15 protein-coding genes are annotated in these 24,186 nt (G+C 71.7%); 8 read left to right on the forward strand and 7 right to left on the reverse strand.

Annotated elements, in window-relative coordinates; translation table 11 throughout:
* The first annotated feature begins 51 nt into the window (after positions 1 to 51).
* Genes NI25_RS34270 through NI25_RS34285 form a run of 4 tightly spaced genes read left to right on the forward strand, consistent with a single transcriptional unit; the run spans position 52 to position 5,516 of the window.
* Positions 52 to 1,356, forward strand: a complete 1,305-nt coding sequence (locus tag NI25_RS34270) for an ABC transporter substrate-binding protein (protein WP_061446184.1) — start codon at positions 52 to 54, stop codon at positions 1,354 to 1,356.
* A 10-nt stretch (positions 1,357 to 1,366) separates the two neighbouring features.
* Positions 1,367 to 2,323: a carbohydrate ABC transporter permease gene (locus NI25_RS34275; protein ID WP_061446185.1), complete on the forward strand. Its 957-nt coding sequence runs from the start codon at positions 1,367 to 1,369 to the stop codon at positions 2,321 to 2,323.
* On the forward strand, positions 2,320 to 3,138 hold the full coding sequence (locus NI25_RS34280) for a carbohydrate ABC transporter permease (RefSeq protein WP_061446186.1): 819 nt from the start codon (positions 2,320 to 2,322) through the stop codon (positions 3,136 to 3,138). Before NI25_RS34275 ends, NI25_RS34280 begins: the two co-directional genes overlap by 4 nt.
* The gene (locus NI25_RS34285; RefSeq protein WP_078884797.1) at positions 3,135 to 5,516 is read left to right on the forward strand and encodes a glycoside hydrolase family 3 N-terminal domain-containing protein; all 2,382 of its coding nucleotides are present in this window, start codon (positions 3,135 to 3,137) and stop codon (positions 5,514 to 5,516) included. The genes NI25_RS34280 and NI25_RS34285 overlap by 4 nt, the downstream gene beginning before the upstream one ends.
* A gap of 50 nt (positions 5,517 to 5,566) precedes the next feature.
* Here the strand turns inward: NI25_RS34285 and NI25_RS34290 are convergent, their stop codons facing one another.
* Both NI25_RS34290 and NI25_RS34295 read right to left on the reverse strand, forming a co-directional pair.
* Entirely contained in the window at positions 5,567 to 6,139 is a 573-nt protein-coding gene (locus NI25_RS34290; protein ID WP_061446187.1) for a dihydrofolate reductase family protein, read from the reverse strand.
* A 64-nt stretch (positions 6,140 to 6,203) separates the two neighbouring features.
* Complete coding sequence (locus NI25_RS34295) at positions 6,204 to 7,862, reverse strand: PucR family transcriptional regulator (protein ID WP_061446188.1); 1,659 nt, start codon at positions 7,860 to 7,862, stop codon at positions 6,204 to 6,206.
* A gap of 151 nt (positions 7,863 to 8,013) precedes the next feature.
* On the opposite strand from NI25_RS34295, the gene NI25_RS34300 reads away from it, so the two are divergent.
* From NI25_RS34300 to NI25_RS34315, 4 genes are all read left to right on the forward strand, one after another.
* Positions 8,014 to 9,282, forward strand: a complete 1,269-nt coding sequence (locus NI25_RS34300; protein ID WP_061446189.1) for an aspartate aminotransferase family protein — start codon at positions 8,014 to 8,016, stop codon at positions 9,280 to 9,282.
* Positions 9,283 to 9,349: 67 nt separating this feature from the next.
* Complete coding sequence (locus NI25_RS34305) at positions 9,350 to 10,789, forward strand: NAD-dependent succinate-semialdehyde dehydrogenase (protein ID WP_061446190.1); 1,440 nt, start codon at positions 9,350 to 9,352, stop codon at positions 10,787 to 10,789.
* Positions 10,790 to 10,847: 58 nt separating this feature from the next.
* Positions 10,848 to 12,293, forward strand: coding sequence for an argininosuccinate synthase (gene argG / locus NI25_RS34310; RefSeq protein WP_061446191.1), 1,446 nt, complete (start codon positions 10,848 to 10,850; stop codon positions 12,291 to 12,293).
* A 379-nt stretch (positions 12,294 to 12,672) separates the two neighbouring features.
* A complete protein-coding gene (locus NI25_RS34315; protein WP_061446192.1) occupies positions 12,673 to 16,068 on the forward strand; it encodes a CARDB domain-containing protein in 3,396 nt (1,131 codons plus the stop codon).
* A 21-nt stretch (positions 16,069 to 16,089) separates the two neighbouring features.
* Here the strand turns inward: NI25_RS34315 and NI25_RS34320 are convergent, their stop codons facing one another.
* The 5 genes from NI25_RS34320 to NI25_RS34340 form a co-directional block, all read right to left on the reverse strand.
* Entirely contained in the window at positions 16,090 to 18,375 is a 2,286-nt protein-coding gene (locus NI25_RS34320; protein WP_061446193.1) for a PI-PLC domain-containing protein, read from the reverse strand.
* A 96-nt stretch (positions 18,376 to 18,471) separates the two neighbouring features.
* Positions 18,472 to 19,491, reverse strand: coding sequence for an oligopeptide/dipeptide ABC transporter ATP-binding protein (locus tag NI25_RS39845; protein ID WP_061446194.1), 1,020 nt, complete (start codon positions 19,489 to 19,491; stop codon positions 18,472 to 18,474).
* Positions 19,488 to 21,482 (reverse strand): dipeptide/oligopeptide/nickel ABC transporter permease/ATP-binding protein, encoded by a 1,995-nt coding sequence (locus tag NI25_RS34330; RefSeq protein WP_061446195.1) that lies wholly within the window; start codon positions 21,480 to 21,482, stop codon positions 19,488 to 19,490. Before NI25_RS34330 ends, NI25_RS39845 begins: the two co-directional genes overlap by 4 nt.
* Complete coding sequence (locus tag NI25_RS34335; RefSeq protein ID WP_061446196.1) at positions 21,482 to 22,432, reverse strand: ABC transporter permease; 951 nt, start codon at positions 22,430 to 22,432, stop codon at positions 21,482 to 21,484. Before NI25_RS34335 ends, NI25_RS34330 begins: the two co-directional genes overlap by 1 nt.
* A gap of 76 nt (positions 22,433 to 22,508) precedes the next feature.
* On the reverse strand, positions 22,509 to 24,062 hold the full coding sequence (locus NI25_RS34340; RefSeq protein ID WP_061447219.1) for an ABC transporter substrate-binding protein: 1,554 nt from the start codon (positions 24,060 to 24,062) through the stop codon (positions 22,509 to 22,511).
* Positions 24,063 to 24,186 lie beyond the last annotated feature (124 nt).

Raw genomic sequence — 24,186 nt, forward strand, 5'->3', positions numbered from 1 at the left:
CGACCAGCATGGACTTTCGGTGATGGTGCCGAAACTTTCGAAAGGCGAACGATGAAGACACGTGCGCGCTTGCCCAGACTGGTCGCCACCGGTGCGACGCTCGCCCTGGCGCTGAGCCTGTCGGCCTGCGGTGACGGGAACGGCGGGGCGTCGTCGGACGACGGCAAGATCCATGTCCTGGTCTACGGGGACGCCAGCAACAAGGTCGAACAGCAGATCGTCGACACCTTCAACAAGACGTCCGACGTCAAGGCGGTGCTCGACACCATCCCGGGTGCCGACTACCAGACGAAGCTTCAGACGATCATCAACACCCCCCAGGCCCCGGACGTCTTCTTCAACTGGGGCGGGGGCAGCATCAAGCCGTTCGTCAAGGCGGACCTGCTGCTGCCGCTCGACGACTTCATCAAGAAGAACCCGGACCTGAAGGACAAGTTCCTGCCGTCCGTCTTCGACAGCGCGGCCGTCGACGGCAAGCCGTACGGCATCCCGATGCGCGGCACCCAGCCGGTCCTGCTCTTCCACAACAAGAAGGTCCTCGAGGACGCGGGCGTCCAGCCGCCGAAGACCTGGGACGAGCTGCTCGCCGCGGTGGGCAAGCTCAAGGACGCGGGGGTCACCCCGATCGCGCTCGGCGGCGGCGACATCTGGCCCACCCAGATGTGGTTCCAGTACCTCTACGACCGCATAGCCGGTCCCGAGCTGTTCGCGAAGGCCGTCGGCGGCGACAAGAGCGCCTGGGAGAGCCCGGACAGCAAGAAGGCCCTGGACATGATCAAGGAGCTCGTCGACAGCGGCGCCTTCGGCAAGAACTACGACTCCGTCAAGTACACCAACGGCGGCTCGGTCCAGCTGGTCGCCTCCGGCAAGGCCGGCTTCGAGCTGATGGGCTCCTGGTACTACTCCCAGCAGCTCACGGACCACAAGGAGTTCGCCGAGAAGGACCTCGGCTACACCGCCTTCCCGAGCGTCGAGGGCGGCAAGGGCGACCCGGCCAACGTGGCCGGCAACACGAACAACTACTACTCGGTGATGAAGAAGACCAAGCACCCCGAGGCCGTCGCCGAGTTCCTGAAGCTCATGTACTCCGACGAGTTCGTCAAGGCGCAGCTGGACATCGGCAACCTGCCGACCACGACGAACACCGACAAGTTCATCGACAGCTCGGGCACCCCCGAGTACTCGCGCTTCCAGTACGACCTGGTCTCCGACGCGCCGAACTTCCAGCTGTCCTGGGACCAGGCGTACCCGCAGAAGGCCAGCTCGGACCTGCACAAGGCCATCCAGCAGTTCTTCAACGGAACGCTCGACACGGACGGCTTCATCAAGGCCATGCAGGCCCTCCCGACCGAGTGACGAACGGCTCATGACCACACACCTCACGAGCGCTCGGCCCGCCGCCGGACCCCGCAAGGAGTCCCGGCGGCGGCCGCCCGCCTCGTCCGCGACGACGGTGGGCCGCCCCGGTTTCGGCTGGGCGGTGCCCGCCGCAGTGTTCTTCTTCCTCTTCGCGATCGTCCCGCTGATCATGGTGGCGGTGCTGTCCTTCATGAGCTGGGACGGGATCAACTCGCCCGAGTTCGTCGGCACGGACAACTGGTCGCGCCTCATCGACGACCCCGTGATGCTCAAGAGCATCTGGCTGACCCTCCTGCTGACCGCGCTCGGCGTGGTCCTGCAGACCCCGCTGAGCATCCTGCTCGGCGTCTGGGCCGCCGGTCACCAGCGCAACCGCGCCGTCCTGTCCGTCATCTACTTCATCCCGCTGCTGCTCTCCGCGACGGCCGTCTCCGTGCTGTGGCGGGCGCTGCTCGACCCGAACTTCGGCATCCCGGCGGAGGCGGCCTGGCTCTTCGGCGACGGCAACCTCTTCGGTGAACAGACCACCGCCATCGGCGTGCTGGCCTTCGTCAGCACCTGGCAGTTCACCCCGTTCCACACGCTGATCTACCAGGGCGCCGCCCGCGCGGTCCCGCAAGTGCTGTACCAGGCGGCGGAGATCGACGGGGCGGGCCGCTACCGGCAGTTCTTCCACATCACCCTGCCGCAGCTGCGCACGTCCATGATCACCTCGATGATCCTGATGATCGTCGGCGGCCTGACCACGTTCGAGACCGTCCTCATCCTGACCCAGGGAGGCCCCGGCACCGACACCACCATCAGCGCCTACTACATGTACGACAAGGCCTTCAAGAGCTTCGACTACGGCATCGGCTCAGCGATCGCCCTGGCCCTGGTCGTCGCGGCCACGATCATCTCGCTGATCGTCGTCCGGGTCTCCGGCTACGACAAGATGCGCAGCTCCATGGAGGGTGTGTCATGAGGCGCCGCCCCAACTACCTGGCCGGCGCCGGCTCGCTCGTCTGGCTCCTCCTGGTCGGCCTGCCGCTGTACGTGATGCTGGCCGCGACCCTGCGCACCCGCCAGGACTACGCCGAGAACGGCCCGGTCTCGATCCCGGACAGCTTCACGTTCGACAACTACACCGGCGCCTTCGACTCGGGCTTCGGCCAGTACTTCTTCAACACGCTCGTCGTCACCGCCTGTGTGATCGGCATCGTGCTGCTGCTGGTCCCGCCGCTCGCCTACGCCATCGTCCGCAGCCGCGGCCGGGCCACGTCGGCGATCTTCCGGCTCTTCCTGCTCGGCCTCGCCATCCCGGCCCAGGCCGTGATCGTGCCGATGTTCTACCTGATCAGCGAAGCCGGGCTGTACGACAATCTGCTCGGCGTCATCCTGCCCACGGCCGCGTTCTGCCTGCCGATGTCCGCGCTCATCCTCAGCGGCGCGATGCGGGACATCTCCCCGGAGCTGTACGAGGCCATGGCCATGGACGGCGCGAGCCCGCGGCGCATGTTCTTCCAGCTCGTCGTGCCGCTGTCCCGCGGGGGACTCTCCACGATCGTGGTGTTCTCCGCGCTCCAGGCGTGGAACGGATTCCTGTTCCCGCTGGTGCTGACCCAGTCCGAGTCCACCAAGGTGGTCACCCTGGGCCTGTACAACTTCCAGACCGCGCACGGCATCGACATCCCCGGTCTGCTGGGAGCCGTGGTGCTGTCCATGGTGCCCATCCTGCTCGTCTACCTGTTCGCCCGTCGTGCCCTGGTCCAGGGGCTGATGGGTGTCGGAGGAAAGTGACTGCCGACGTGGCCGTAGAGACCACCCCCGAAATCCCCCTCTGGAACAACCCCGACCACCCCGTGGCCACCCGCGTCGACGCGCTCGTCGCGGCGATGACCCTCGAGGAGAAGATCGCCCAGCTCTACGGAGTGTGGGTGGGCGCCTCCGACGAGGGCGGCGAAGTCGCCCCGCACCAGCACGACATGGAGGAGGCCGTCGACCTCGACGAGCTTCTCCCCACCGGGCTGGGGCAGCTCACCCGCCCGTTCGGCACCGTCCCGGTCGACCCCGCGCTCGGCGCGCTCTCCCTCATGCGCACCCAGGCCCGCATCACCTCGGCGAACCGCTTCGGCATCCCCGCCGTCGCGCACGACGAGTGCCTGGCCGGCTTCGCAGCCTGGGGCGCCACGGCCTACCCGGTGCCGCTGTCCTGGGGCGCGACCTTCGACCCGGACGTGGTGCGCCGGATGGCCGCCGCCATCGGCCGCGACATGCGCTCCGTCGGCATCCACCAGGGCCTCGCACCCGTCCTCGACGTGGTCCGCGACGCCCGCTGGGGCCGGGTGGAGGAGACCATCGGCGAGGACCCGTACCTCGTCGGCACCATAGGCACCGCCTACGTGCGGGGCCTGGAGTCCGCCGGGATCGTCGCCACCCTCAAGCACTTCGTCGGCTACTCCGCCTCACGCGCCGGCCGCAACCTCGCCCCCGCCTCCGTGGGCGCCCGCGAACGGGCGGACGTCCTGCTGCCCCCGTTCGAGATGGCGGTCCGCGAGGGCGGCACCCGCTCCGTCATGCACGCCTACACCGACATCGACGGCGTACCGGCCGCGGCCGACGAGACGCTGCTGACCGGACTGCTGCGCGACACCTGGGGCTTCGAGGGAACGGTCGTCGCCGACTACTTCGGCATCGCCTTCCTCAAGACCCTGCACGGCATCGCCGCCGACTGGGCCGACGCGGCGGGCGCCGCGCTGAAGGCGGGTGTCGACGTCGAACTGCCCACCGTCAAGACCTTCGGGGCGCCGCTCGTCGAGGCGGTCACCGAAGGCCGCGTCCCGGAGTCCCTGATCGATCGGGCGGTGCGCCGCGTCCTCGGCCAGAAGGCGCTGCTGGGCCTGCTCGACCCGGACTGGAGCCCCGTCCCGCCCGCGCTCGACGGTGTGGACCTCGCGGACCCGCAAGCACTGCGCGGCAGCATCGACCTCGACCGGACCGAAAACCGGGAACTGGCCCGCGAGATCGCCGAGAAGGCGGTCGTCCTGCTCACCAACGACGGCACCCTGCCGCTCGCCCGGCCCCGCCGCATCGCCCTGGTCGGCCCCAACGCCACCGAGGCGACCGCCGTACTCGGCTGCTACTCCTTCCCGCGCCACGTCGGAGTGCGGCACCCGGACATCCCGGTCGGCATCGACCTGCCCACCCTGTACGACACCCTGACCGCCGAGTTCCCCGACGCGGACATCACCGTCGCCCGCGGCACCGGCGTCGACGACGGGGAAGTCTCCGGCATCGGCGAGGCGGTGGACGCGGCCCGCGGGGCGGACGTGGTCGTCGCCGTCCTCGGCGACCGGGCGGGCCTGTTCGGCCGCGGCACCAGCGGCGAGGGCTGCGACGCCGAGTCCCTCACCCTGCCCGGCGCCCAGCAGCAGCTTCTCGACGCGCTGCTCGACTCCGGCACCCCGGTGGTCACCGTGCTGCTCGCCGGACGGCCCTACGCACTCGGCCGCGCCACGACCGAGTCGGCCGCGATCGTGCAGTCCTTCTTCCCCGGCGAGGAGGGCACCGCGGCGCTCGCCGGCGTGCTCAGCGGACGCACCAGCCCCACCGGCAGGCTGCCCGTCAGCGTGCCCGGCAGCGCGGGTGCCCAGCCGACCACCTACCTCGGGGCGCGGCTCGCCCAGGCCAGCGAGGTGTCCAACATCGACCCGACACCGGCCTTCGGCTTCGGGCACGGGCTCACCTACACCACGTTCGCGTGGAGCGACCTCGTGACGCACACCAAGGAGGCGCCGACCGACGGTGCGTTCTCGCTGGAACTGACCGTCCGCAACACCGGCGAACGGCACGGCACCGAGGTGGTGCAGCTCTACCTGCACGATCCCGTCGCCTCCGTCGTCCAGCCGGTGCAGCGTCTCGTCGGCTACGCACGGGTGCCGCTGGCCCCCGGCGAGGCCCGCAGGGTGCGCGTCGAGGTGCCGGCCGACCTCGCCTCCTTCACCGGCCGCGACGGCCGCCGCGTCGTCGAACCGGGCGACCTGGAGCTGCGGTTCGCCGCCTCCAGCACCGAGCCGCGGCTCACGGCGACGGTCGCGCTCACCGGAGCGGAGCGGCAGGTCGACCACACACGGCGGCTGCACGCGGTGTTCACGCAGGAGGCCGTCGAAGGCGTCTGAGCTGCCACCGGCGGCGAGCGGCGGGCGTGGCACCACCGCTCGCCGCCGGCTCAGCGGACGACGTCGAAGACGTTCTTCTGGATGCCGTTGGCGTACACCTCGTGCTCGACGAGCCTCAGCTTCTGCGCGTCCTTGTCCGTGTCGCTGAACAGCCGCTTGCCCGCGCCGAGCAGCAGCGGGAAGACCAGCAGGTGGTAGCGGTCGATCAGGCCGGCGTCCGACAGGCTCCGGTTCAGGGCGGCGCTGCCGTGGACGATGACGGGGCCGCCCTCGGTCTCCTTCAGCGCGGCGACCTCGTCGAGCGAGCGCAGGATCGTCGTCTCGCCCCAGTTCGTGACCAGGTCGTCCTCGGCGAGGGTGGTGGAGACGACGTACTTCGGCATCGCCCGGTACCCGGGGAACTCCGCCATGTCCGGCCACACCGGGCTGAACGCCTCGTAGCTGACCCGGCCCAGGAGCAGCGCCGAGGCCTCTTCCTGCTCCCGGCCCTTGATCTCGAACGCCTCGGGGAGGAAGTCCACGAGCTCGACGGTCCAGCCGGAGTTCCGGTAGCCGGGCTCGCCGCCCGGGGCCTCCACGACACCGTCGAGCGAGACGAAGGCGGTGCTGATCAGGGTACGCATGCGGGGTTCCTCAAGGTTTGGCGTGCGGTCGGTCCACCCTGACGACCGGTGGCCGGCGCAGAACTCATCGGTCGCCGCCGCGGTCGCGGTCTCCGGGTTGCCGGCGGGCCCGCAGTGCGTCGACGGCGTGCAGGGCGACATGGAGTTCGGTGCGCTGCTCGCCGGACTCCAGGTCGCGGCCGAGCAACCGCTCGATGGCGCGCAGCCGCTGGTAGACGGTCTCCCGGGACAGACCCGCCGAGCGGGCGGCGACCGTCTTGTTGCCCGCCGCGTCCAGATAGCTCCGCAGGGTCGTCACGAGATCGGTGCCGTGCCGGGCGTCGTGGTCGAGGAGCGGGCCCAACTGCCGCTCCGCGTAGTCCTGGACGCGGAGGTCGTCGCGCAGCGCGAACAGCAGGCCGCGCAGACCGATGTCGGACCGCTCGTGGAAGGAGCGGCCGGAGGGAAGGGGCAGGCCGGGCGCGGTGGCCTCGGCCACCCGGGCCGCCTCGCGGAACGACCGGGTCACGTCGGCGAGTTCGCCGGCCGGTGAGCCCACGCACACCGTCGCGCCCGGGGCCGCGTCCAGGACGGCGCGGCTCAGCCGCTCCACGGCCTCGCGCCACGGCCGGGACGGGCGCAGCGCCAGCAGCACCCCGAGCCGGGTGGGGGAGAGCAGACCGACCAGGACCTGCGCCCCCGTCGCGGTCAGTTCCCCGGACAGCCGCGTCTCGGCCGCCCCGGCGTCCCCCCGGGCGGGCAGGTCGGCCAGGACGGCGACGAAGCGGGTGTGTTCCGCGGGCAGTCCGAGGGCCGCGACCCGGGCCCGCGCGTCCCCGGGGTCGCGGTGCCGCTGCTCGACCAGGTCGCGCAGGACGCCGCGGTGGGCGGTGCGTTCCCAGGGCGTGGGGCGGGTGAGACGGGCGATGGTGAGCGCCATCGCGGTCCGCTCCAGCACCGTGACGTCCTCGGGGCCGAAGCCGCGGTCGGACGGTGCCACGGGCAGCATGACGACCCGGCCCCACCGCTCGCCCTGGTACTCCACGGGAGCCGTGAGCCAGCCCTCGGAGCCCGACACCTCCGCGCGGTCGGTGACCGGAGTGGTGCGTGAGCGCCGTTCCCAGTCCGTGAGCGCGGCCCCGGCCGTGGACCCCGGGGCCTCGCAGACCAGCGCCCGGTGCACCAGGTCCTCCAGCACGACGGTGCGGCCGCTCATCCCGGCCGCGGTGCGCACCACCTCCTCCGGGTCCGCGCCGCGCAGGGTGAGGGCGGTGAACGCCTCGTGGACGCCCTGGGTTCTGCGCATCGCCTCCGCCTGGTGGCCGAGGATCAGCGTGTGGACCACCTGGGTGACCTCCAGGAAGTTGACGTCCCTGGCGAGCGTGACGAGCGGCAGGCCGCGTGCACGGCAGGCCCGGACCAGGGCGTCGGGCGGCCGGTGATAGCGGCGGACCAGCTCGATGACCAGGGCGGCGGCGCCGACGGCGGCGAGTTCGTCGACGTAGCGGCGCACCCCGGCGGGATCCTCGGGCAGGGGCATGCCGGTGGTGAGGACGAGTTCGCCGCCCTTGAGGAAGGAGGCGGGGTCCGTCAGTTCGGTGATGTGCACCCAGCGGACCGGCCGGTCCACGTGCTCCTCGCCGGCGACCACCCGCGGCCCGCCTCCCGCCAGCACGGGCAGCGCCAGCACGTCGGCCACGGTGGGCGACCGGCCCGCCGGGCCAGGCTCCCGGTTCTCGCTCACGGTGCCTCCCTGGGTACTCACGTTACGCCGGATGCCTGACACATCGTCCGGACACGCTGCCCCGGCCGGACAGATCACGCGTTGCCGCGCCCGCCGGGGCGGGAAGGCTCGGGGGACCGCAGGAGACCGACGAGCAGGCCGGGAGACGAGCATGACCGCACTGTCGCCGCACCTTCGCCAGGCCACCCCCGTGGTGGCGGTCCGGGGCGAGGGGGTCCACATCGAGGGCGAGGACGGCCGCCGCTATCTGGACTTCACCGCCGGCATCGGCGTCACCAGCACCGGCCACTGCCACCCCCGGGTCGTGGCCGCCGCCCAGGAGCAGGTCGCCACCCTGGTCCACGGGCAGTACACCACCGTCATGCACCCGCCGCTGCGGCGCCTGGTCGACAAGCTCGGCGAGGTGCTGCCCCAAAGCCTGGACAGTCTCTTCTTCACCAACTCCGGCAGCGAGGCGGTCGAGGCCGCGCTGCGCCTGGCCCGCCAGGCCACCGGCCGGCCCAACGTGCTGGTCTGCCACGGCGGTTTCCACGGCCGTACGGTGGCCGCCGCCTCGATGACCACCTCCGGCACCCGCTTCAGGTCCGGCTTCTCACCGCTGATGAGCGGCGTGGTCGTCACCCCCTTCCCGACCGCCTACCGGTACGGCTGGGACGAGGAGACGGCCACCCGCTTCGCCCTCAGGGAGCTCGACTACACCCTCCAGACGATCTCCTCGCCCGCCGACACCGCCGCCGTCATCGTGGAACCGGTCCTGGGCGAGGGCGGGTACGTGCCCGCGAACCGCGCCTTCGTCGAAGGCCTGCGCGAGCGCGCCGACCGGCACGGCTTCCTGCTGATCCTGGACGAGGTGCAGACCGGCGTGGGCCGCACCGGCCGGTTCTGGGGCCACGAGCACTTCGGCGTCACGCCGGACATCCTGGTCACCGCCAAGGGACTGGCCAGCGGCTTCCCGCTGTCCGGCATCGCCGCCCCCGAGGAGCTGATGCGCAAGGCCTGGGCGGGCTCGCAGGGCGGGACGTACGGCGCCAACGCGGTCGCGTGCGCGGCGGCCTGCGCCACCCTGGACGTCGTACGCGACGAGAAGCTCGTCGAGAACGCCGAGACGATGGGCGCCCGGCTGCGCCACGGCCTGGAGGCGGTGGCGTCGCGGAACCCGGCCGTCGGCGACGTACGGGGCATGGGACTGATGCTGGCCAGCGAGTTCGTCACCGCCGACGGCGAGCCGGACCCGAAGACCGCGGCCCGGGTGCAGCGGGCCGCCGTCGACGAGGGACTGCTCCTGCTGCTGTGCGGGGCGTGGAACCAGGTGGTGCGCATGATCCCGGCCCTGGTGATCGACGAGACGGCCGTCGACGAGGGCCTGCGGGCGTGGGCCGCCGCCGTCGAGGCCGGTACGTCGGGAGCGGCGGGACGATGACGGCCGTCGCGCACCGCTTCACGACCCGCCCCGCGGGGACGACGCACCGGCGCTCAGGAGGGACCCCATGACCGACACTCCCACGCAGCTCTTCCTCGGCGGTGCCTGGGTGGACGCCGCGGACGGAGCCGTCATGCCCGTGGACGATCCCGCGACCGGCGAGATCCTGGCCCACGTCGCCGACGCGGGCCCCGAGGACGCCCGGCTCGCCGAGGAGGCGGCGGTCCAGGCACAGGGGGAGTGGGCCCGTACGGCACCGAGGGCGCGCAGCGAGATCCTGCGCCGCGCCTACGAGATCATCCTGGAGCGCACGGACGCGCTGGCCCGCCTGATGACCTCCGAGATGGGCAAGCCGCTGACCGAGGCCCGCGGCGAGGTGGCCTACGCGGCGGAGTTCTTCCGCTGGTTCTCCGAGGAGGCCGTCCGGATCGACGGCGGCCACGGCGTCCTGCCCGACGGCCGCAACCGCATGCTGCTCTCCCGGCGCCCGGTCGGCCCCTGTCTGCTGATCACCCCGTGGAACTTCCCGCTCGCCATGGGCACCCGCAAGATCGGCCCGGCGATCGCGGCCGGCTGCACCATGGTGCTCAAGCCGGCCCCGCAGACCCCGCTCTCCAGCCTGGCCCTGGCCGCGATCCTCAAGGAGGCGGGACTGCCCGACGGGGTGCTGAACGTCGTCACGACCTCGCGGGCGGGGGAGGTGTGCGAACCGCTCCTGCGCGGCGGGCGCATCCGCAAGCTGTCCTTCACCGGTTCGACGGCCGTGGGGCGGCTGCTCCTGGCCCAGTGCGCGGACACCGTCGTGCGGACCTCGATGGAGCTGGGCGGCAACGCGCCGTTCGTGGTCTTCGACGACGCGGACCTCGACGCGGCCGTGGACGGCGCGATGGTCGCCAAGATGCGCAACATGGGCGAGGCGTGCACCGCCGCCAACCGCTTCTTCGTGCACCGCTCGGTGGCGGGGCAGTTCGCCGACCGGCTGGCCAGTCGGATGGGCGCGCTGGTGGTGGGCCCCGGCACCGGCGACGGCGTCGACGTCGGCCCGCTCATCGACGCCGCCGGGCGGGCCAAGGTCGAGGAACTGGTCGCCGACGCGGTGGAGCGCGGCGCCCGGGTGCTGGTCGGCGGCACCACGCCGGACGGCCCCGGCTGCTTCTACCCGCCCACGGTGCTCACCGACGTCTCCCCGGACAGCCGCCTGATGACGACGGAGATCTTCGGCCCGGTCGCCGCGATCCTGACCTTCGACGACGAGGACGAGGTGGTCCGCCGGGCCAACGACACCCCCTGGGGGCTCGTCGGCTACGTCTTCACCGAGGGCCTGGACCGCGCCCTGCGGGTCAGCGAGCGCCTGGAGGTGGGCATGGTCGGGCTCAACACCGGCCTGGTCTCCAACCCCGCCGCGCCCTTCGGCGGCGTCAAGCAGTCGGGTCTCGGCCGGGAGGGCGGCCGGGTCGGGATCGAGGAGTTCCTGGAGTACCAGTACGTGGCGCTGCCGGCGGGGTGACGCAGACGACGCGGAACGAGGCTTTGCATGGTCATGCGTAATCATGCATACTCTTCCTATGTCCAAGGTCCTCACCTCCCTCCCCACCGGCGAGCGCGTCGGTATCGCCTTCTCGGGCGGCCTCGACACCTCGGTCGCGGTCGCGTGGATGCGTGACAAGGGCGCCGTCCCCTGCACGTACACCGCCGACATCGGCCAGTACGACGAGCCCGACATCGCCTCGGTGCCCGACCGTGCCAAGACGTACGGCGCCGAGGTCGCGCGCCTGGTCGACTGCCGGGCGGCGCTGGTCGAGGAGGGGCTGGCCGCGCTCACCTGCGGCGCGTTCCACATCCGCTCGGGCGGGCGTGCCTACTTCAACACCACGCCGCTGGGCCGTGCCGTCACGGGCACCCTCCTCGTCCGGGCGATGCTCGAGGACGACGTCCAGATCTGGGGCGACGGTTCCACGTTCAAGGGCAACGACATCGAGCGGTTCTACCGGTACGGCCTGCTCGCCAACCCGCAGCTGCGGATCTACAAGCCCTGGCTCGACGCGGACTTCGTGACGGAGCTCGGCGGCCGCAAGGAGATGTCGGAGTGGCTGGTCGCCCACGACCTGCCCTACCGGGACTCCACGGAGAAGGCGTACTCCACCGACGCCAACATCTGGGGCGCCACCCACGAGGCCAAGACGCTGGAGCACCTCGACACCGGCGTGGAGACCGTGGAGCCCATCATGGGCGTGCGGTTCTGGGACCCGTCGGTCGAGATCGCGCCGGAGGACGTGACGATCGGCTTCGACCAGGGCCGCCCGGTGACGATCAACGGCAAGGAGTTCGCCTCCGCCGTCGACCTGGTGATGGAGGCCAACGCCATCGGCGGCCGGCACGGCCTGGGCATGTCCGACCAGATCGAGAACCGGATCATCGAGGCGAAGAGCCGCGGCATCTACGAGGCCCCCGGCATGGCCCTGCTGCACGCCGCCTACGAGCGCCTGGTCAACGCCATTCACAACGAGGACACGCTGGCCCAGTACCACACCGAGGGGCGGCGCCTGGGCCGGCTGATGTACGAGGGCCGCTGGCTCGACCCCCAGTCGCTGATGATCCGGGAGTCGCTGCAGCGCTGGGTCGGCTCGGCGGTCACCGGCGAGGTCACGCTGCGGCTGCGGCGCGGCGAGGACTACTCGATCCTCGACACCACCGGCCCGGCGTTCAGCTACCACCCGGACAAGCTCTCCATGGAGCGCACCGAGGACTCCGCGTTCGGCCCCGTGGACCGGATCGGCCAGCTGACCATGCGCAACCTGGACATCGCCGACTCCCGCGCCAAGCTGGAGCAGTACGCCGGGCTCGGCCTCATCGGCACCGCCAACCCCGCCATCGGCGCCGCCCAGGCCGCCGCGACCGGGCTGATCGGCGCCATGCCCGAGGGCGGCGCCCAGGCCATCGCCTCCCGCGGCGAGGTCTCCGGCGACGACGAGCTGCTGGACCGCGCCGCGATGGAGTCCGGCACGGACTGATCCCTCCGTCCCCGTCCGGGGACCGCACACCGGCAAGGGCCGGCTCGACGCCTCGGGGCGTCGGGCCGGCCCTTCTGTTTTCTCTTCACCGTGCATCACTTGCGGGCGTTGCGAGCTTTCCGTGCCCCTCTCCGCCCGCTCGTAGATCTGATTGCCTGTTCAAGTGCTACGCAATGACATCGCAAGCGACGCAAGCAGTTTGCGTACCAACTTCGGCCTCAACCGCGACCGTTGACAAACAGGTGACGCGCTAGAAACCTGATGACGCACTTTCCGCAAAGAATCGACTGTCCTGCTCAATTGGCGCGCAGAGTCGGTGCTTCCCCCCAACTGCCGGACCGTCGCGCCCTCCCCGACTCCCCACGGAACAGAGGACCCCATGAGACGGAGATCCCTCGGCCGGCGGACGCTCACGGGCGCCGCCGTCGCCGGGCTGATGACGGTCGGGCTGCTGCCACTGCCCCTAGCCGCCACCGCGCAGGCGGCGCCTGCGCCGGTGACGGCCGCCGCCGACGTCAATCTGGCCCTCGGCCGCCCGGCAAAGGCGGGCGGCTCGCACGGCGCCTACCCGGCCGGCAACGCCACCGACGGACAGCAGGCCACCTACTGGGAGGGTCCGGCCGGCACCTTCCCCGAGTGGCTCCAGGTCGATCTCGGCACCGCCCGCGACCTCGACCGGGTGGTCCTCAAACTGCCCGCGGGCTGGGAGAGCCGCACCCAGACGCTCTCCCTGCGGGGCAGCACCGACGGCACCACCTTCCGCACCCTCGACGCCTCGGACGGACGGGCGTTCGGTCCGGCGCAGGCGGGCACCGTCGCCATCGACCTCGACTCACCCGCCGAGGCCCGCTACGTCCGCGTCGACATCACCGGCAACACCGGCTGGAACGCCGCGCAACTGGCCGAACTGGAGGTCTACGGCGACGACGTCGACACCGGCCCGCCGCCCACCGGCACCAACCTCGCCCGCAACAAGCCGGTCGAGGCCACCTCGACGACCCAGAACTACGTCGCCGCCAACGCCACCGACGACTCCACCTCCACGTACTGGGAGGCCGCGGGGAACCCGGCCGACCTCACCGTCGCGCTCGGCGCCGACGCCGACGTCAGCGGCGTCGTCGTCACGCTCAATCCGGACCCGGTCTGGTCCGCCCGCACCCAGAGCATCCAGGTGTTCGGACGGGCCCAGGGGGAGAGCGACTTCACCTCGCTGCGCGACCGCGCCGACTACGCCTTCAGCCCCGGCCAGGACAACACGGTGACCATCCCGGTCAGCGGCCGGGTCTCCGACGTACGGCTCCGGTTCTTCTCCAACACCGGCGCCGGCGGCGGCCAGGTCGCCGAGTTCCAGGTCCTCGGCACCGCGGCACCCGCCCCCGACCTCACCGTCACGAGCCTCGACTGGTCGCCCGCCGCACCGAGCGAGCGCGACGAGGTCACCGTCGACGCCACGGTCCGCAACGCCGGCACCGCGGCCTCGGCCGCGACCACCACCGAGGTCACCGTGGAGGGCCGGGCGGCGGGCAGCGCCGCGGTCCCCGCACTCGACCCCGGCGAGTCCGCCGAGGTCGCCGTCTCCACCGGCACCCACGCGGCCGGCAGCTACGCGGTCGCCGCGGTCGTCGACCCGCGGGACACCGTCGCCGAGCTGGACGACACCAACAACAGCCGCGCCGCCACCGACCGCCTCGTCGTCGACCGGGCGCCCGGACCCGACCTCGAGGTGCGCTCCATCACCACCAACCCGGCCAACCCCGCGGTCGGCGCCGACGTCTCCTTCACCGTCGCCGTGCACAACGGCGGCACCAGCGCCGTCGAGGCGGGCTCGGTGACCCGGGTCCAGGCCGGCTCCACCACCCTGGACGGCACCACCGGACGGGTCGAGGCAGGCGCCACGGTGAACGTGCCGGTCAACGGCACCTGGAAGGCGACGAGCGGCGGGGTCACCCTCACCGCCACCGCCGATGCCACCGCCCGGGTCGCCGAGACCAACGAGAACAACAACGTGTTCGCCAAGTCCCTCGTCGTCGGACGCGGCGCCGCCGTGCCGTACACCGAGTACGAGGCGGAGGACGGCCGGTACGAAGGCACCCTGCTCACCACCGACGCCAAGCGGACCTTCGGGCACACCAACTTCGGCACCGAGTCCTCGGGCCGCAAGTCCGTCCGGCTCGACTCGACCGGCCAGTACGTCGAGTTCACCTCCACCACACCCACCAACTCCATCGTGGTGCGCAACTCCATCCCCGACGCTCCCGGCGGAGGCGGTGCCGAGGCCACCATCAGCCTCTACGCCGACGGCGAGTTCGTGCAGAAGCTCACCCTGTCGTCCAAGCACAGCTGGCTCTACGGCAGCACCGACGACCCCGAAGGGCTCACCAACCGGCCCGGCGGCGACGCCCGGCGCCTCTTCGACGAGTCCCACGCGCTGCTCGACCGGACCTTCCCGCAGGGCACCGAGTTCCGCCTCCAGCGCGACGCGGGCGACTCGGCCGCCTTCTACGTCATCGACCTGATCGACCTGGAGCAGGTCGCGCCCGCCAAGACCAAGCCCGCCGAGTGCACGTCCATCACCGAGTACGGGGCCGTCCCCGGCGACGGGCTCGACGACACCGACGCCATCCAGCGCGCCGTCACCGACGACCAGAACGGCAGGATCGACTGCGTCTGGATCCCCGCCGGACAGTGGCGCCAGGAGCAGAAGATCCTCACCGACGACCCGCTCAACCGCGGCCAGTACAACCAGGTGGGCATCAGCAACGTCACCATCCGCGGCGCCGGCATGTGGCACTCCCAGCTCTACACCCTGACCCCGCCGCACGAGGCCGGCGGCATCAACCACCCGCACGAGGGCAACTTCGGCTTCGACATCGACGGCAACACGAAGATCTCCGACATCGCCATCTTCGGCTCGGGCACCATCCGCGGCGGCGACGGCAACGCGGAGGGCGGCGTCGGGCTCAACGGCCGCTTCGGCAAGGACACCAAGATCAGCAACGTGTGGATCGAGCACGCCAACGTCGGCGTCTGGGTCGGCCGCGACTACTCGAACATCCCCGAGCTGTGGGGCCCCGCCGACGGCCTGGAGTTCACCGGCATGCGCATCCGCGACACCTACGCGGACGGCATCAACTTCTCCAACGGCACCCGCAACTCGTCCGTGTACAACTCCTCCTTCCGCACCACCGGCGACGACTCGCTCGCGGTCTGGGCCAACAAGTACGTGAAGGACACGTCCGTGGACATCGGCCACGACAACCACTTCCGCAACAACACGATCCAGCTGCCGTGGCGGGCCAACGGCATCGCGGTGTACGGCGGCTACGGCAACACCGTCGAGAACAACGTCGTCTCCGACACCATGAACTACCCCGGCATCATGCTCGCCACCGACCACGACCCGCTGCCCTTCTCCGGGCAGACCCTCATCGCGGGCAACGCCCTGCACCGCACGGGCGGCGCGTTCTGGGGCGAGGCGCAGGAGTTCGGCGCCATCACCCTCTTCGCGCAGGGCCAGGACATCCCCGGTGTGACCATCCGGGACACCGAGATCCTCGACTCGACCTACGACGGCATCCAGTTCAAGACGGGAGGCGGGGCGATGCCGGACGTGAAGATCGAAAACGTCCGCATCGACAAGTCGAACAACGGCTCCGGCATCCTCGCGATGGGCGGCGCCCGTGGCAGCGCCACCCTGACCGACGTCACGATCACCAACTCGGCGGAGGAGGACATACGGATCGAGCCGGGCTCCCAGTTCAAGATCAACCGGTAGGAGCCGGCCGGCCGTAGCCGGTCAGCAGGAGACCGCCCGGCGGCGCGGAGCACCACCGCGCCGCCGGGCTTCCGCCACGCCCTCCAGCCGGCCCGGCGAGCGCTCGACGGGAACACGGGGGCCGTCGTCCTCCAGGCGCTCGGCGTTGAGTTCGTTCACCGCGCCGAGCGCGTCGCCGATCGTCGCGTAGTCCACCGCGATGAAGTTGACCGGCCTGCCGCGCTGGCGTTCACAGGTGCGCGCCCGCTCCAGCACCCGCTGCCGGGAGTTGACGACCCCGGCGTCGAGGCGCAGCCCGCCGCCCGCCGTGACGAAGTGGTTGAGCAGGAACAGCCGCTTGTCCGAGCCGCCCCGGTTGGGCAGGCAGGACATCTCGTCCGGGCTGCGGAAGGCGAAGGGCGTCTCCATGGCGTACCGGTAGAGGTTCCGGTACCAGGGTGCGGGTCCGTCCGCCTTCTCCGCGAAGACGACCAGCCGCCGGCCGCTGTCGATCATGTCGCCGAGCTTCGGCCACGGACGGTCCGGATCGCGGTTCGGCTCGTACAGCAGGTCCGACAGGCCGGCCCGGACGAAGGCGTCCTGGGTCGTCACCGCGTCCACGCCGTCCTGCAGGATCAGGGTGACGATCTCCGTGGGGTTGTCGCGCAGCCAGTCACCGATCTGCCGCAGCGTCGGCTCCAGTTCGAGGGCGCCGGCGCCGCACACCGAGTGGCACAGCCACAGGCCGGAGTGGGGCGGGTTCACCCGTTCCAGGATCGCGGTCAGCCGGCGGCGCTCGGCGGGGGAGAAGTCCGAGGTGGCCAGCCGCTCCGCCACCTCCTCGGGCCGCTCCCAGCGGTGGGTGTCGAGGAGCAGGACCCGGGAACCGGCGCCCAGCTGACCGACGATGTCCGGGTCCTGCAGGGGACCGATGAACCGGTCCGCCGTCGTCGCCATCGCGTTGTGCGACGCGAGCTGGGCGATCTCGTCGTAGCGGGCGTCGCACAGCTTCGCGCTGCCCTGGCAGATGCGCGGGGAGGAACCGGTGATCGCCACCGGCGCCAGCATCGTCCCGACGAGGGCGACGGCGGTGACGGTGAAGGTCAGCGCCGGAAGGTGCCGGGGATCGGTGAGGACCGGTACGCTCGGCCGGGTCTGCCAGACCCAGCCGACGGTGATCAGCAGGGCGCCCGCGGCGAGCAGGATCACCGCGACGACGACGGCGGTGGTCAGCAGGCGGTCGAGCGCGGCGGCCTCGACGTCGGCGACCAGACCCGAGGCCGCCGGAGGCCACGACGCCGGGGTGCCGAACAGTGTGTCGCCCAGCGTGAGGCGCAGCAGGAGAACCGTGAGCGCCATCAGCGCGGCCGCGGCGGCCGGCACCCAGCCCAGCGGAATGAGCCGCCGCTTGGCGGGCGACGGGGTCAGGAACCACAGCAGGGTGAGCGCGGCGGCGCACAGCACGGCCGCCGCCGGTTCCACCACGTCCTGGAAGAGCCGGGTGACCGTGCGGGCGCGGTCCAGCGGGGCCAGCGCCTCGGTGCCCGGTTCGACGTCGACGGTGACGACCCACGTGCCCTCTCTGGCCTCCGCCAGCAGCTCCTCGGCGGCGTCCCGGACCTGGTCGGTGAGGGCGACCGGCGCGATCGCGGCCAGGGCCGAGGCCACGTCGCCGCGGTCCAGCGCCGCCAGGACGGTGGATCTGACCCCGTCGCGCGCCGCGCCGTCCGGCACCAGACGCATCAGGGCGTCCGTGGCCGCGGCGGCCTGGCTGTGGGAGAGGGGCAGCGTCGGCAGCTCGTCGAGCGGCGCCTCACCGGCCACCACCCGTGCCACCAGTTCGGACAGGCGCTGCACGAAGGCCTGGAAGTCGGGCTCGGACCGCTTCTGCAGAGCGGCGACGGCGTCACCGAAGTACGCCTGGCTGAGCCGTTCGACGTTGGCGACGACGGGCTCCAGATCGACCCTGATCCTCAGCCGGTCGCGGTCGCCCTCCAGGTAGTGGACCATTTCCGCGATCTGCCCCTCGCCCATGGTCCGCAGCGTCTCGGGCGGGATCACCACCTTGAGGTTCGAGGTGATGGTCGACTGCGGCACGGGCAGCCGCTCCAGCAGGTCGCTGGTCAACGGCGTGCTGCCCGGGTCCACCAGCACCTCGTCGTAGAAGCGCTGGTAGGCCCGTTCGTCCTCCAGTACCTGGTCGTAGAACTCGGGATCGAGCACCGTGCTGCGGACGACGGCCGCCGCGGCCAGGACGGTCAGGCTCAGCACCGCCACGCACCAGACCAGCACCTCGACCCAGGGCGAGCGCCGAACCAGTGCGTTCATGGAACCATTCTCGTATCGGCCGGCCGCCGTGCCGCACGGCGTCCGGCGGGGCAGTGCCCTCACACGCATGCCCCGCCGCGGGCCGGCCGATACCTGTCAGCCTCCGCGCACCACCTCGCCGGGGACCCTGCTCTCCTGGGGGTGGACGCAGTACCACCGATGTCCGCCGGGTCCCTCCGTCGCCGCCGGGAAGGCGGTGGCGCAGGCGTCGTCCGCCTTCCAGCAGCGGGTCCGGAACGGACAGCCGGAGGGCGGGTTGGTGGCCGACGGCACGGGGCCGTGCAGCACGATCCGCTCGGGGCGCTCCAGCAGGCTCGGCGTCGCGGAGAGCAGCGCCTCGGTGTAGGGGTGCCGGGAGGCGCCGGAGACCTCGGCGGCCCCGCCCTGCTCGACCACGCGGCCCAGGTACAGCACCGCGATGCGGTCCGCGAGGTAGCGCACGGTCTGGACGTCGTGCGAGATGAACACCATGCCGAGGCCGAGCCGGGCGCGCAGGTCCACCAGCAGGTTGAGGATCTGGGCGCGCACCGACACGTCCAGGGCGCTGGTGGGCTCGTCCGCGACGATCAGCTCCGGCTCCAGGGCCAGCGCACGGGCGATGGCCACGCGCTGGCGCTGACCGCCGGAGAGCTGGCCCGGCAGGGCGTCCAGCGTGTGACCGGGCAGCCCGACCAGGTCGAGGAGCTCCTCCACCCGGCTCTCGCGCTCGGCCCGGGTACCGCGCTGGTGCACGTCCAGCGGGTCGCGCAGGATCCGGCGCACGGGCAGCCTCGGGTTCAGCGCGGTGGAGGCGTCCTGGAAGACCACGCCGACCGAGGCCCCGAATCCGGTACGCCGCTCGGCGGCGCCCATCGTCCACAGGTCCCGGCCCCGGAAGTAGACGTGTCCCTCGGTGGGGCGCTGAAGTCCGGTGACCACGCGGGCCAGCGTGGACTTGCCGCAGCCCGACTCTCCGACGAGCCCCAGGATCTCGCCGCGCCTGACCTCCAGGGAGGCGTCGGTGAGGGCGTGCACGGCGTCCCGGCGCAGGATGCCGCCGCTGCGGGCCCGGTGCCGTACGTGGATGCGGTCGAGCCGGACGAGTGGGTCCATGGTGCTGTCCTCGGTGGCGGTCATCGGGCACTCTCCAGCGACTTCGCGGAGCCGTTCGCGGCGGCCGGCCGGCGCGCCGACGCCGGGTGGTGGCAGGCGAAGCGGTGGTCGAGGCCCGCCTCGCGGTCGGTGGCGGGCGGCGGGGCGGTGGCGCACAGCTCGGTGGCGGCGGCGCAGCGGGACGCGAACCGGCAGCCGGCGCCGAACGCCTTCGGTGCCGGGACCACACCGCGGATCTGGTGCAGCCGCTCGGCACCCGACTCCAGCGACACGACCGAACCGAGCAGGCCCCGGCTGTAGTGGTGCGCCGGATCGGTCAGCAGCGCGCGGGTGTCACCGGCCTCGGCCACCTGCCCGGCGTACATGACCGCGACCCGGTGGGCGAGGTCGCCGACCAGGGCCAGGTCGTGGGAGACGAGGACCATCGCGAAGCCCAGCTCGTCGCGGAGCCGGACCAGCAGCTCCACGACCTGCGCCTGCACGGTGACGTCGAGCGCGGTGGTCGGCTCGTCGGCGATCAGCAGGCGCGGGCTGCGGGAGAGCGCCATCGCGATCAGGACGCGCTGGCGCTGACCGCCGGACAGCTCGTGCGGGTAGCTGCGCAGGGTGCGCTCGGGGGAGAGGCCGACCAGTTCCAGCAGCTCGGCGGGGGTGCGGGTGCCGCCGCGCGAAGTGAGCCACTTCAGCTGGGTGCCGATCAGCACGGACGGGTTCAGCGACGACATGGCGTCCTGGTACACCATGGCGATCTCCGGGCCCATCAGCGCCCGGCGCTCCTTCGGCGTCAGCTTCAGCAGGTCGCGGCCCCGGTAGAGGATCTCGCCCTCGGCCGCGGCGTTGCGGGCCAGCAGGCCCATGATCGCGAGGCTGGTGACGGACTTGCCGCAGCCCGACTCGCCGACCAGGCCGAGGGTCTCGCCCTCGCGGACGGTGAAGGAGATGCCGTCGACGACGCGGGTGTCGCCGTAGCGGTCGGGGAAGCGGATGGACAGGTCGCGGACGACGAGCAGGTCGGCCGCGTCCTCGGCGAGCGGCCGCACGGCGGGCTCCGTGGCCTCCAGCCGGGCCGCCAGTTCGGCGAGCGCGGCGTCCACCTCGGCCTCGTCGGCCGCCGGCGCGGGCTCGGCGGCGCCGTCGTCGGTGTCGGTGCCGCCGGTGCGGGACCTGTCCGGGGAGGCGGCGGCGTCGGTCATGCCCTCGGAGAGCACGTTCAGCGCGAGCACCGTGACCAGCACGCACAGACCGGGGAAGAGGGTCGCCCACCAGCCGCCGGACAGCAGGATCTGCCGGCCGTAGGCCAGCACGCTGCCCCAGCTCGGGTCGGGGTCCTGCACCCCGGCGCCGATGAAGGACAGGCTCGCCTCGAAGATGATGGAGTCGGCCACCATGACCGTCGCGAACACCAGCACGGGCGCCGCGCAGTTGACGGCGACGTGCCGGGCCACGATGTGGCCGCGGCGGGCGCCGATGACGCGCTCGGCGGCCACGTAGTCCTCGCCGTACTGCTCCAGTACGCCCGCCCGCACCACGCGGGCCAGCGAAGGCGAGTAGACGAAGGCGATGGTGAAGATGATGACCGGGACGCTGGGCCCGAAGACCGCGACGAGCACGGCGGCCAGCGCGATCGGCGGGAAGGACATGACGACGTCGAGCGTGCGCATCACCGACTCGTCGGCGAGCTTGCGCGAGGTGGCCGCCAGCGCACCCAGGGCGGAGCCGAGGACCAGCGCGAGCAGGGTCGCGCCGAGGCCGATGACCAGGGAGTAGCGCGCACCGTGCACGACGCGGGCGAACACGTCGCGGCCGGCCCGGTCGGTGCCGAACCAGTGGTCCGCACCGGGGGCCCGGGCCGGGACGCCGGTGGCGAGCGGGTCCTGGGTGAGCAGCGGCGCGAAGACCGCGCCCAGCACCACCACGAGGAGAATCCCGAGCGCGACCCGGGAGGGCAGGGGCAGCCGGCGCAGGCGGGTGCCGGGCCGGGCGAGGTGCCCGGCGAGGGAGCGTGGAGCGAACATCACACCGTCCTGATGCGCGGGTTGACGAGCAGGTAGAGCAGGTCGACGACGACGTTGACCACGAGGAAGGCGATCGCGATGGTGAGCACGGTGCCCTGCACCAGTCCGACGTCGCCCCCGTTGACGCCCTCGAGGATCAGCTTGCCCATGCCGGGCAGGTCGAAGATCGCCTCGATGACGACGGCACCGCTGAGCATGTAGCCGACCTTGACGCCGAGCACGGTCAGTGGGGTCACCAGCGCGTTGCGCAGCACCGACCGGATGATCAGGAACGGCGGCAGGCCGCTGCCCCTGGCGGTGCGCACGTAGTCGCGGTCGAGCTCGGTGACCATCGAGGTGCGGACGAGGCGGGCCAGCGACGAGGCGACCGGCAGGGCGAGGGAGAGCGCGGGCAGCGTCATGCTCTCGAGCCAGCCGGAGAACGAGTCGGCCGGGTTGACGTAGCCGCCGGTCGGGAAGAGCGGCATGTTCAGCGCGAACTGCTGGATGAGCAGCACACCGATCCAGAAGGAGGGCAGTGCGATGCCGGCCATCGACAGGACCCTGAAGACCTGGTCCGGCCAGCGGTCCCGGTAGACGGCGCTGAGCACACCGAAGACCAGCGCCAGCACCACGGCCAGCGCCAGGCCGAGCAGCGTCAGCTGGAGCGTGAGCGGGAAGGCGGTGGCGATCCGGTCGGTGACGGGCTGACTGGGCGACATCGTGACGCCCAGGTCCCCCCGCAGCAGATCGCCCAGGAAGGCGAAGTAGCGCACGGGCAGGGGGTCGTCGAGTCCGTTGGCCTCGGCGAACGCCGCTCGCGCCTCGGGACTCGCCGACTCGCCCAGCGCGTTGTACGCGGGGTCGGTCGGCGAGAACTGGAGGACCACGAAGACCAGCAGCGCGATGCCGAGGACCATCACCGGCATCATCGCGACGCGGCGCAGCGCGAGCCGGAGAAATGCAACCATCGTGAGGTTCCTAGCGATTGGGGCGGGGGCCGCCGCCCGCGGCGGCGCGGCGGCCCGACGGCGTGGGCGTGCGGGCTCAGCCCCGGCCGACGTCGAGGAAGGACAGCCCGGTGGTGGGCAGCGGCTTGAACCCGGTCAGCGCTCCCTCCCGCCAGGCGGTGGGCAGCTTGCGGTGCAGGATCGGGTACAGGGCGGCCTCGTCGGCGACCAGGTCGGTCACCTGGCCCCACAGCTCCTTGCGCTTGGCGTCGTCGGCCTCGGCCGCGGCCTTGTCGAGCAGCGACCTGGTCCGCTTGTAGGCGTCGCTGCCCTTCCAGCCGTAACGGTTCTCCGGCCAGAAGCCGTAGTAGAACCAGCGCAGCAGCAGGTCCGCGTCGTTGCCGAAGACGGACGGGTCGCCCGGCGCGGCCAGGGCCTCGAAGTTGCCCTGGTCGATCTCGGCGTACTGGGCGGCGGACTGCTGGATGTCCAGCTTGGCGTCGACGCCGACCGCGGCCCAGCTCTCCTTGATCAGCGGCGCGATGTCCTTGACCCAGCCGTTGTCGGTGAGCATCAGCGTGAAGGAGAGCTTGCCCGCGCCCGCCTCGGCGAGCAGTTTCCTGGCCTTGGCCGGGTCGTGCGCGTAGACCGTGGCGGCCTTGTGGTAGTCCGGGTGGGTGGCCGGGACGTACCCGGAGGCCGCCTCGGCGTTGCCCAGCAGCGCGGTGGAGATGATCTTCTCGGTGTCCAGGGCGTAGTGCAGCGCCTGGCGCACCCGCTTGTCCTTGAACCGCGGGTCGGCGCAGTTGAACATCAGGAAGAGCAGCCCGAAGGACTGGACCGACTCCACCTTGTCCTGGCCGGTGAAGCCCTTGACGTCGATGTAGGGCACGTCCTCGATGGCCTGCACGCGGCCCGACTTGAGCGCGCTGACCCGCGCGGACGGGTCGGACATCAGCCGCCAGACCATCTTCTTCGCCTTGGCCGGGTGGGGCCCGTTGTACTTGTCGTACGCCTCCATGACGATCTTGTCCTCGCGGACCGCCGAGACGAACTTGTACGGGCCCGAGCCCACCGGCCTGGCGTCGAAGGACTTGGCGTCGGCGCCCGCGATCTTCTTCGGCACGATCCGCACCACGGATATGCGGGAGGGGAACAGTGCGAAGGGGTACTTCAGCTTGAACTCCACCGTCGACCCGTCGACGGCCGTGACCCGGTCGATGAACGGGACGAACTGCGCCATCAGCGAGGCGTTCGCCTCGTCCAGCACGCGCTCGAAGCTGAACACCACGTCGTCCGCGGTGACCGCCGAGCCGTCGTGGAAGGTCGCCCCCTCGCGCAGGGTGGCCCGGTAGGTCGTCGCGTTGATCTTCTCGGGCATCCCGGTCGCCAGCGTCGGCCGCGCCACCAGCGTGACCGGGTCGAGGTCGACCAGCCCCTCGAAGATGTGCATGTTGGCCGCGTACGGGGTCGCGCCCGAGGTGATCATCGGGTCGAAGCCGGTGGAGAGCGGGTAGGAGATGCCTGCTTCGATGGTGTCGCCGCCACTGCCCGAGCCACCGGTGCCGTCACCGCTGGAGGCCGGGCCCCCGCAGGCCGTCAGGCCCGTGGTGACCGCGGTCGCCACACCGATGGCGCTGGTGTATCTCATGAAGGTGCGGCGATCGACGCCGGCTGCACTGCGCGCGGGCAAGGAGTCCTCCAGGCGGGGAACGAGAGTCGAGCAGGTGGAGGAGGCGAGTGTGGTCGGCGCCTCACCGACAGTGCATCAGACG

The organism is Streptomyces sp. CCM_MD2014 (assembly GCF_000772045.1).
GTDB classification, from domain to species: domain Bacteria; phylum Actinomycetota; class Actinomycetes; order Streptomycetales; family Streptomycetaceae; genus Streptomyces; species Streptomyces salinarius.

Bases quoted from the DNA above. Each gene is read 5' to 3' on its own strand.
- NI25_RS34270 (WP_061446184.1), top strand. From the start codon at position 52: ATGAAGACACGTGCGCGCTTGCCCAGACTGGTCGCCACCGGTGCGACG.
- NI25_RS34275 (WP_061446185.1), top strand. From the start codon at position 1,367: ATGACCACACACCTCACGAGCGCTCGGCCCGCCGCCGGACCCCGCAAG.
- NI25_RS34280 (WP_061446186.1), top strand. From the start codon at position 2,320: ATGAGGCGCCGCCCCAACTACCTGGCCGGCGCCGGCTCGCTCGTCTGG.
- NI25_RS34290 (WP_061446187.1), bottom strand. From the start codon at position 6,139: ATGCGTACCCTGATCAGCACCGCCTTCGTCTCGCTCGACGGTGTCGTG.
- NI25_RS34300 (WP_061446189.1), top strand. From the start codon at position 8,014: ATGACCGCACTGTCGCCGCACCTTCGCCAGGCCACCCCCGTGGTGGCG.
- NI25_RS34305 (WP_061446190.1), top strand. From the start codon at position 9,350: ATGACCGACACTCCCACGCAGCTCTTCCTCGGCGGTGCCTGGGTGGAC.
- argG (WP_061446191.1), top strand. From the start codon at position 10,848: ATGTCCAAGGTCCTCACCTCCCTCCCCACCGGCGAGCGCGTCGGTATC.
- NI25_RS34315 (WP_061446192.1), top strand. From the start codon at position 12,673: ATGAGACGGAGATCCCTCGGCCGGCGGACGCTCACGGGCGCCGCCGTC.
- NI25_RS34320 (WP_061446193.1), bottom strand. From the start codon at position 18,375: ATGAACGCACTGGTTCGGCGCTCGCCCTGGGTCGAGGTGCTGGTCTGG.
- NI25_RS39845 (WP_061446194.1), bottom strand. From the start codon at position 19,491: ATGACCGCCACCGAGGACAGCACCATGGACCCACTCGTCCGGCTCGAC.
- NI25_RS34330 (WP_061446195.1), bottom strand. From the start codon at position 21,482: ATGTTCGCTCCACGCTCCCTCGCCGGGCACCTCGCCCGGCCCGGCACC.
- NI25_RS34335 (WP_061446196.1), bottom strand. From the start codon at position 22,432: ATGGTTGCATTTCTCCGGCTCGCGCTGCGCCGCGTCGCGATGATGCCG.
- NI25_RS34340 (WP_061447219.1), bottom strand. From the start codon at position 24,062: ATGAGATACACCAGCGCCATCGGTGTGGCGACCGCGGTCACCACGGGC.